Origin of the sequence: Microcoleus sp. CAWBG27 (assembly GCF_020883145.1) — a bacterium.
Lineage (GTDB): Bacteria > Cyanobacteriota > Cyanobacteriia > Cyanobacteriales > Microcoleaceae > Microcoleus.
Genome location: NZ_JAHREU010000080.1, coordinates 24,057 through 32,372 on the forward strand (window position 1 = coordinate 24,057; position 8,316 = coordinate 32,372).

An 8,316-nucleotide genomic window follows, 5' to 3' on the forward strand; every position below is an offset into this window, starting at 1 on the left:
ATTGGTTATATTATAGACTAGACAATTTCCTAGGATTATAGCGATCGCAATACCTCTTCAAACTCTCGCAGCGCCACACTAGAACCAATCTGCCAAGCGCGATCGCAATATTGAGGAATTAACGTTTTGAGATCGTAACCGGGAAACCACCGACTCCTTTGAGACTCACGGTACTGCTGCGACTCGAACTGATAGATCGATAATTGACTTTGACGGTAAACCCAGAGTTCCAAAGGTGCGATCGCTTGATAATCCTCTGGTTTAGTCGTGCAAGTCAGATCGATTTCAATCGCTAAATCTGGAGGTGGATCTGTTTCTAAATCAATCCGCTCATTCCCTAATATTTGCTCGCGATTGTCGATATAAAAACAATAATCTGGTTCAATTCCCTGTTGGTTAATTCGCTTCAGCGTAATGGGAGTAAATGCGTCCCAATCTCTGCATTGATGTCGCAGTAAAGCTTTGACCAAATCTGCAACTATATCTGCATTCTTACCATGTCTTGGCAATGGTGACATAATTCTAATTTCTTGAGTTTTGCTGCTGTAACGAATTCTCAATCCAGCTTTATCCTCTCGACGGGCTAGCAATGCCTCGTAATCTTGCCAAGTTCTAAATCGCAGAATGAGTTCGTCTCCTGCTGCAAGGGAAATTGTACCTTCAGTAATTGTGGGTAATATCATATTTTCATTGCCACCAAAGATGGCTGCTTGCTAATTATACCAAAATTAAAGCTAGTATTTTCTAGGAATTGTCTCTCACCTACAAACTTCCAATTTGTTGAGCAAACCACATCGCGGCCGTTCCATTTCCTTCATTCAAAAGCTTTAAAGTTTCCGATAGCAAAGCAATTGGCAATCCCTCAAGTGCTACCGAAAAATCGCATTCCTGATACTTCCCATTCTCCTGCAATCGAAATGCCAACACTCTCACGCCCTTAATATCTATTACCCAATACTCCGGAATTCCTAATGCAGCATACAAGCGCTTTTTTTCATCTAAATCGCTCGTCAAAGTAGTATCGGCAGTCTCTACTACTAAATCGGGAACTCGCCATTGATTGAGATTAATGCGACGCGGTTCGCCTTTTTGCCACTGCGGGAAATCTCCGCCAATGTATAAAATGCGATCGGGCGCACCTCCTCCTACCTTAGGCTTTTCAATTACACAGCCGCCCAAATCATCAAAAGCTTGTCCTCCTTTGCTGACAAACCACGCGTAATACACCAGCGTCAAGAGGTTGTTAAATCTAGCGTGCTGAGGCCCTTCATTACCCATATCGATCCAAAGATATCCTTCGTAAAAAAAAATTTTGGCTTCTGCTAAAGACGGATTTTCGCAAGCCGTTATATAATCTTCCCACGTGGCGGGTTGCCATTGTGGAATTTGGCCCGCTTCAGGAAGGATGAATTTTGCAGTTGTCACAGTCATAATTCACCAACAAGTTAAGGATAGTTTTATACTAGCTTATCTGATTTTAGCTAAACAATAAAAACCTGTGCAGCTTAGGTTAAAGTTTGTAGTTTAATCTCAAACTGACATAACTTTCCAATTTTAGAGGGCGATCGCGCGAAAAAACCTCCTACTTTTAGAGGGCGATCGATCGCGCGATCGCCCCAAATGTTAGTCGGGTTGCAAGTCAAACACTAACAGCAGCGAAGCTTGAGGCACGAGTTGACGCAGACACAGCAAGTGGCCCTCAGCATCCGATCGCCTGCGAAACCGACATACAACAGTCCGCTGCATATTTGGCATCAGTTTGGCGATCGCCCAAGGGTAAAGGTATTTTTGGTACGCGATCGCACTAGGATTCGCGGAGAATCCCTCTTGATAACCGTTTTGTGGCATGATAGTTTAGTATTCTCTATGGACTACAGGAAAGGGCGTTAGTAAGTTTCTTGGCGGGAATGGACTAACGCCTCTACTACTATGATTAAACATCACACAAGTCATCTCCGTCAATACTTAGCGGCAAAATTTAACGGTTTTTTAGTCAAAAGGTTCAGTCAGCAATGGATCTGAGAGCCTTAAGAGAACGTGCAGGGCTGAAAATTATAGACGTAGCACACATACTAGAATGTGCAGAATCTTCAATTCGCAACTGGGAAAAAGGTCGAACATTACCCAAAATGGAAGTTTGGCAAGTATTCCGAATGCGGGACTTGTATCGATGTACCGAAGCGGAGTTGGTGCTAGCTGTCAGAAAGTCAATGCCGACGGAACAGAAAGAACAGACAAAATTGATGGAGTAACGATTATTTTGCTTGTCCGCGCACCCTCCGGACTTTGGTTTTGCAGGCGCGATTTAAATCGCCTCCTTCCTAAACTTAATCGCACATCACAAAATCACTCTTTTGTCAGTACAAAAACACTGCCTTCATTCCCGCGCCCAATCCGTAAATCGCCATCCAAATAAGTAACATCCAGCCATCCCTGCTGTTCGCGGGTATCCAGCCCAAAATCTACAGCAGCGAACTTTTTCCCCGACTCAATTTCATTGATATATTTGGCAGGAGATTCATAGCCGATTAACCTGCTTAAACCCAAAATCGATCGCTCAAACTTCACCTGCACTCGCCGTTCCGAAGTCGCCTCAAATCTGGCCGCGACGCTGACAATTCCTTCTAAGTAAGGCAAGCCGTAAAGTTCGGCAATGTTGTAAATTTTGGATTCTTTGACGCGGATGGATTGATAAATTTGACCCAATTTCAACAACGGAAAACCGTCAAGATTCAGCAGGGCGCGGCTGCTGGTGTACAACAACCGCCAATCGCCATCTAAAAGTTCTGCGGCTTCCACAGGGCGTGGTGTGGGGTTATAATCTTCCAATTGGGCGATCGCACTTAAAATCACCTGTTTGTCGTTTGGAGTCGCCAGCAAACCGCGATTCTTACCAGCAATTATCTCTAATAGTGCAGATTTTTTAAGCATAAGTTGACAGTTGACAGTTGACAGTTGACAGTTGACAGTTGACAGTTGACAGTTGACAGTTGACAGTTGACAGTTGACAGTTGGCAGTTGACAGTTGACAGTTGACAGTTGACAGTTGTCATTAGTTCATGAGTTATGCACGGAGACTAAATAAATCGTTTTTTTACTCAGATTTATAATTGGGCTTCTCTGTACGCATTCGCACCCTACATTTACTCTAATATTCAATCGGCGTCCGGCGGACATCGTTTGTTTAGTAACGGTTTCAACCGCAGGTTATTATTGGATTAACAATTCCCAATTCCCAATTCCCAATTCCCAATTACCCATTCCCAATGACTAAAACACCAAATTTTACGAGATAGAGTAGCGTCCGATAGAGGTATGCTGATTCTTGCTCGTTTGTGGCATAACGCCTGAGAACTTCGCCGACTTTGAGAGCACCCTTTTGCTCGATCGCATTTAACATCTGCATCTGAACTGTAACAGAGATTCTCCGGTCTTGACCGAAGCTCGTAAACCAAATTGCGTGCAACTCTCTCAACAGTTCCGGTGTGGCGATCGCACCCAGACTCAAGATCGTATCATCGGTTAAAGTTCTAGTCGCATAATGACCCAACACCCGAAAAGGATCGTCGCCCAGCGGATAAGGCGGCTTCCCGGCTTTTGCAGGTGCAGACTCTGGTGCAGAAACCCGAATTTCAGCTAATTCCCGCCACAACTGTTCGTAAGCAGCAATTACTACTTTCCAATCATAAATCTCTCTCGCCCTTTGTCTCGCACTTTCGCCCATCCGCTTTCTCAATTCCGGGTTTTCAATTAATTTGCACAAAGCGCGGGTGCAGGCATCAATATCAACTGCTGTGGCTAGGGAAGTGTGACCCATGTAAGTCGGCCAATTCAAACTGCCGTCGAGATAATTTAGTGCTAAATCTAAACAAGCTTCTGGGGGCGGGATGAGTGTGGGAATGCGGAAGCCGTCGATTTCGTGGCGTACTGATTCTTTGTATCCGTTCCAGTCGGAAACAATTGCCGGCAGTCCGTTGGCCATTGCTTCAATGGGTGTTAGTCCGAAGGTTTCTTGAATGTTGTCGGACAGCGAAATAAAAATATCGGAGGCAGACCAAATATTAACTCTAATTTCCGGCTTTCTGCCATCTACAAAAATAGCATTCACCGACGGACAAAAGATTTTCGCGCTATTTTTAAAGTCGGGTTCTTCTCTCGGATCTTCGATCCAACCGGCTTGAATTAAGTGGATTTTCGCCTTTGTTTGCTGGGCGGCGCGCTCCAAAGCGATGTACATTGGTACCGGATGAGCTTTGGCAGAGAAAGTCAATCGCCCGACAAATAGCACGACTATATCGCCGGGAGAAATGCCGAGTTCTTGCCGTTGTCGATCGCCCGCCTGGACTGCTTCCACACCCTGCGGAAACGCGCTGCAATCCACTCCTAGGGGAATAACTGGCAATTTCACCAAAATTTCCGGTTGACCGCCGTTGCGCTGCGCTAAATATTCTGACCACTCTCTGAGAACTCCTTCTACTGTGTTTTTCACGGCGTTAGAGGTGCAGATGAGGGCATCCCAAGGTTGAACCGGTGCAGTTATCAAATTGCCGATCGATTCCATGACATACTTAGTTGCGATCGTATGGGTAACGCCACAAACGCTGTAAGCCCGCTGATTGACAAATCTGCGCCCCCAAACCATATCGGCAAGGGCGGGATCGGGTCGATAGATTGTACCTGGTTGAGATAGCAAATCTAGTCGATCCGTCGAAATCCAGCGGACTTTCCGAGGTTGTTGCAGCCAAGGTTGGATGCGCGAACAAAACTCCTTAAATGTTGCTTCGCTGTCTGTGCAACAGTAGAGAGAGTCAGCAGTACCGTGTTGGACTAAGCTTTTGAGAAATCCTTCTCCGGCTGAATGACGCCCCAGAAGTCTTTTCCCTCCGGTGTCGTAACCGTCTTTGTGGTATAAAATCGCCGCTGTTATATCCATCCTGAGATTTGTTGTTCGAGAATTGGTTGAAGAAGGTAAAAGGCTTTCACCATAAGGCTTTGACGCAAAACCAGGAAACTGTTGTAACCCAACCGCTGGCTGGCACCGTGTCCCGCGATACTTTCAAAAACGATCGCCTCAGATTACAATACTTATGGCTAAAGAGGGATTGGCAATATCGGATTTTAATGTTATCCTGGCGCCCATGGTTGGGGGCGATCGCCCGAACCAGTCAGCCATCCTATCCGATCCGGAACCAAAGAGTGTCTGTGGTATAATGCCTTAGCTCTGCTAAATGCCCGATTTGCAAGTGTTCGATGGAAGGAGCAGTCAGTCGGCACAACATTAGTTCTACTCGATCTCGATCGCGTCTTTGTCTTTAGAAACCGATAATCATGTACAACCCATCTCTGCGTCAAATACCTCGCCACTTACCTGCCGATGTAATTCCATTAAAGCAGCAATCTTCTCTTTTAGACTGGTTGGAATCTAACAATCGCCTCTTAGCAAGGGATGTCCAAGAACCCGACTATCTGCACGAAGAAGAAATTTCCGAGTTGATGGCAGTTGACGACAGTCCTTACGATGATTTAGAAGAAGAAGCAGAAGATGATGCGGGTGTAAGCGACGAATAACTGTAGAATGGTGAGTCGATTTTAGATTTTAGATTTTAGATTCACTTGCAGCTTCGTGAATAACCGGAAGCCGAACTTGAGTCTAAAATTTGGGGAGAATCGATTACTGAAGTTTAGGGCTTGTAACGTTTTTGGCTGGTCAACGAATCAACCAGAAACAGGGAAGAAAAACCAAGAGATTTCCCAATCTCCTGTATCCCACCCTATTCTCGAATTGTCAAATGCTTATTCTCAAATGGTGTGTGTTGAGGAGTGATATGGATAACTTTGTGGATGAGAAAATCCCTTTTACTATGCCTTTCAAACTTACAGGCAGGAATTTATTCCTGCTGCTGGGTTTGGGGCTCGGCATTGTAGCGATCGGTTTAGATGTAGCAGCGGGTAGATTTTTGGATGCGCCTGCATCGCTATTTATGCCACTAGCTGTTTGTGCTCTCATTGCATCGGGTTTAGGTTATCTGGTTGTCCCCGTACTCCAGCAACTGAAAGCCGGACAAATAATTCGCGAAGACGGCCCCCAAGCCCACTTAAAAAAAGCGGGAACGCCGACAATGGGAGGCATATTTTTTGTGCCAGCAGGAGTCGCAGTAGCATTACTTTGGTCGAAATTTAACTCAGATGTTGTTGCCGTATCGGCTTTAACTTTAGCTTACGGTTTCATCGGCTGGCTCGACGATTGGCAAATTCTCCGCCGCAAGTCGAATAAAGGTATTTCACCTCGGATGAAATTGGCTTTGCAAGTAGGTTTTGCAGCTCTTTTTTGTCTGTGGTTGATGTTCCACAATCCAACTATTTCTACAAACATTGCTTTGCCTTTCGGTTGGGTATTGCCTTTAGGTTTCTTGTTTTGGCCGCTAGCTGGTTTTGTGTTAGTTGCCGAAAGCAATGCTACTAATCTTACCGACGGCGTTGATGGTTTGATGGGAGGTTTAGGTGCGATCGCACTTTTGGGATTAGGTGCATCTGTAGCATCAACTTCGCCAGAATTAATGATATTTTGTGTCTGCATTAGCGGCAGTTGTTTCGGTTTCTTAGCTCACAACCGCAATCCAGCCCGAGTATTTATGGGGGATACAGGTGCATTGGCTTTGGGCGGTGCTTTGGGTGCGGTAGCTTTATTAACAAATAGCCTTTGGATATTATTAATAATCAGCGGGATTTTCTTGATTGAAACAGTGTCAGTAATTGCTCAAGTAGCTTATTATAAAGCTACAAAAGGCCCTGATGGCATTGGCAAGCGTCTTTTAAGAATGGCTCCCCTGCACCACCATCTAGAACTCTGCGGCTGGTTGGAAACTCAGGTGGTTGGTATCTTTTATTTAACTAACGGGGTGTTAGTGTTAATGATTTTGATGTTGGCTGGCAACAGTTAACAGCGGATTAGTAACAGACTTTACAGCATATGTAGCTGATATTTACAGCCATGTTGAAAAACAAATAAGATGCCCGTTACACAAGAACTTCATGCAGTTGTGGAACGGGCATCTTGCCCGTTTTAGATAGAATAAAAAACAGGCAAGATGCCTGTGCCACTAATATTAAATCTAGCTAAATCACAGGCAAGATGCCTGTGCCACTAATATTAAATCTGTTGTGGAACAGGCATCTTGCCTGTTCCAAGCTCATAAGTTACAATGATGATATAGCCTTTATCAGAAAGATGAGGTATGACTATAAATGGAGTTTTTGATGCGACCTTGCTTACTATATAATAAATATAAGAGGGCTTAAGCCCAACAACGTACCTCACTTTTTTGAGAACCGCTATAATATCCCCAGTTAATGCAATGGAACTCAAAAAAAGACAGCGCAATATTTGGATAATTGCTTCATCTGCCAGCATTCTCTTGCTAACTGTGAGTTCCTTTTTTTACTGGAAACTTGTGAGACTGGGTTATGCTGTTCCCATTCCCTACATTTTAGATGTTTTTTGCCTAAGTAACTGTGCGGCTGATGAGTTAAATGTTTTACACACCCAATTGCCACCAGATAATTTATTCAACTACGGCAAACCCCTATCACAAATTTTAGGCGAACCGGATAAGTTAGATAAAAATAGAATTTCCATCCTGGTGGAAAAATCAAAATACAGGCTGACTGTATATGAAAATAAAAAGCCGGTCAAATCTTATCCTGTTGTATTTGGCAGCAATCCCGCAGGCGATAAACTAAAAGAAGGCGATTCGCGGACGCCGGAAGGAATTTTTAGCATAAAAGATTTTTATCCTCACGCAGCTTGGTCGAAATTTATCTGGCTGGATTATCCCAGCAAACAATCTTGGCGAAAACATATCAAAGCCAAGCAAGCAGGTACAATCAAATGGTACGATAGTATTGGCAGCGAGGTTGGGATTCACGGCGTGCCTGCTAATTCAGAGAAAATTATCAAAGAGCGATCGAATTGGACTTTGGGTTGTGTTTCTCTGGAAAATAAGGATGTTGACGAGTTGTATCAGTTTGTACAACAAGGTACAGAAGTAGAAATTATTCCATAACTGGTTCGAGCGTTCGGAATGCAAGTCCTGATTGACTCAACAACCAGCAGAGAGGACTGAAGTCCTCACTACAAACTGGTAAGAGAGGACTGAAGTCCTCACTACAAACTGGTAAGAGAGGACTGAAGTCAAATGGCACTGAAAAAGTGGCCAAAAAAAATCTGTAAGGCAAGATATACATAGATAATTGCCTTACAAACCAAAATATCTGTTTCCATTATGCCAAATCGTGCGTCCATTCTCACACAACAAT

9 protein-coding genes are annotated in these 8,316 nt (G+C 44.3%); 4 read left to right on the plus strand and 5 right to left on the minus strand.

Going from position 1 to position 8,316, the window contains the following annotated elements; genetic code table 11:
• Positions 1–35: 35 nt before the first annotated feature.
• The 3 genes from QZ938_RS29020 to QZ938_RS29030 form a co-directional block, all read right to left on the minus strand.
• Positions 36–683 carry a Uma2 family endonuclease gene (locus QZ938_RS29020; protein WP_293157499.1) on the minus strand — a complete coding sequence of 216 codons (648 nt, stop codon included), beginning with the start codon at positions 681–683 and terminating at the stop codon, positions 36–38.
• 79 nt (positions 684–762) lie between these two features.
• A complete protein-coding gene (locus tag QZ938_RS29025; protein WP_293355301.1) occupies positions 763–1,431 on the minus strand; it encodes a Uma2 family endonuclease in 669 nt (222 codons plus the stop codon).
• Positions 1,432–1,623: 192 nt separating this feature from the next.
• Positions 1,624–1,848, minus strand: a complete 225-nt coding sequence (locus QZ938_RS29030) for a hypothetical protein (protein ID WP_293157493.1) — start codon at positions 1,846–1,848, stop codon at positions 1,624–1,626.
• 164 nt (positions 1,849–2,012) lie between these two features.
• On the opposite strand from QZ938_RS29030, the gene QZ938_RS29035 reads away from it, so the two are divergent.
• Positions 2,013–2,252 (plus strand): helix-turn-helix transcriptional regulator, encoded by a 240-nt coding sequence (locus tag QZ938_RS29035; RefSeq protein WP_293157490.1) that lies wholly within the window; start codon positions 2,013–2,015, stop codon positions 2,250–2,252.
• Between the two features lie 94 nt (positions 2,253–2,346).
• Here the strand turns inward: QZ938_RS29035 and QZ938_RS29040 are convergent, their stop codons facing one another.
• Together QZ938_RS29040 and QZ938_RS29045 are read right to left on the minus strand one after the other, a co-directional pair.
• Positions 2,347–2,931: a PAP/fibrillin family protein gene (locus QZ938_RS29040; RefSeq protein WP_293337041.1), complete on the minus strand. Its 585-nt coding sequence runs from the start codon at positions 2,929–2,931 to the stop codon at positions 2,347–2,349.
• Positions 2,932–3,253: 322 nt separating this feature from the next.
• Positions 3,254–4,933: a glycosyltransferase family 4 protein gene (locus QZ938_RS29045; protein ID WP_293355298.1), complete on the minus strand. Its 1,680-nt coding sequence runs from the start codon at positions 4,931–4,933 to the stop codon at positions 3,254–3,256.
• A 395-nt stretch (positions 4,934–5,328) separates the two neighbouring features.
• Here QZ938_RS29045 and QZ938_RS29050 point away from each other — a divergent pair, with 395 nt between their 5' ends.
• The 3 genes from QZ938_RS29050 (at position 5,329) to QZ938_RS29060 (ending at position 8,063) form a co-directional block, all read left to right on the plus strand.
• On the plus strand, positions 5,329–5,568 hold the full coding sequence (locus tag QZ938_RS29050) for a DUF3134 domain-containing protein (protein WP_293355295.1): 240 nt from the start codon (positions 5,329–5,331) through the stop codon (positions 5,566–5,568).
• Positions 5,569–5,825: 257 nt separating this feature from the next.
• Positions 5,826–6,941: a phospho-N-acetylmuramoyl-pentapeptide-transferase gene (gene mraY, locus QZ938_RS29055; protein WP_293355292.1), complete on the plus strand. Its 1,116-nt coding sequence runs from the start codon at positions 5,826–5,828 to the stop codon at positions 6,939–6,941.
• 414 nt (positions 6,942–7,355) lie between these two features.
• Positions 7,356–8,063 (plus strand): murein L,D-transpeptidase family protein, encoded by a 708-nt coding sequence (locus QZ938_RS29060; protein WP_293355289.1) that lies wholly within the window; start codon positions 7,356–7,358, stop codon positions 8,061–8,063.
• The last annotated feature ends 253 nt before the right edge of the window (positions 8,064–8,316 follow it).

Bases quoted from the DNA above. Each gene is read 5' to 3' on its own strand.
- QZ938_RS29020 (WP_293157499.1), bottom strand. From the start codon at position 683: ATGATATTACCCACAATTACTGAAGGTACAATTTCCCTTGCAGCAGGA.
- QZ938_RS29025 (WP_293355301.1), bottom strand. From the start codon at position 1,431: ATGACTGTGACAACTGCAAAATTCATCCTTCCTGAAGCGGGCCAAATT.
- QZ938_RS29030 (WP_293157493.1), bottom strand. From the start codon at position 1,848: ATGCCACAAAACGGTTATCAAGAGGGATTCTCCGCGAATCCTAGTGCG.
- QZ938_RS29035 (WP_293157490.1), top strand. From the start codon at position 2,013: ATGGATCTGAGAGCCTTAAGAGAACGTGCAGGGCTGAAAATTATAGAC.
- QZ938_RS29040 (WP_293337041.1), bottom strand. From the start codon at position 2,931: ATGCTTAAAAAATCTGCACTATTAGAGATAATTGCTGGTAAGAATCGC.
- QZ938_RS29045 (WP_293355298.1), bottom strand. From the start codon at position 4,933: ATGGATATAACAGCGGCGATTTTATACCACAAAGACGGTTACGACACC.
- QZ938_RS29050 (WP_293355295.1), top strand. From the start codon at position 5,329: ATGTACAACCCATCTCTGCGTCAAATACCTCGCCACTTACCTGCCGAT.
- mraY (WP_293355292.1), top strand. From the start codon at position 5,826: ATGGATAACTTTGTGGATGAGAAAATCCCTTTTACTATGCCTTTCAAA.
- QZ938_RS29060 (WP_293355289.1), top strand. From the start codon at position 7,356: ATGGAACTCAAAAAAAGACAGCGCAATATTTGGATAATTGCTTCATCT.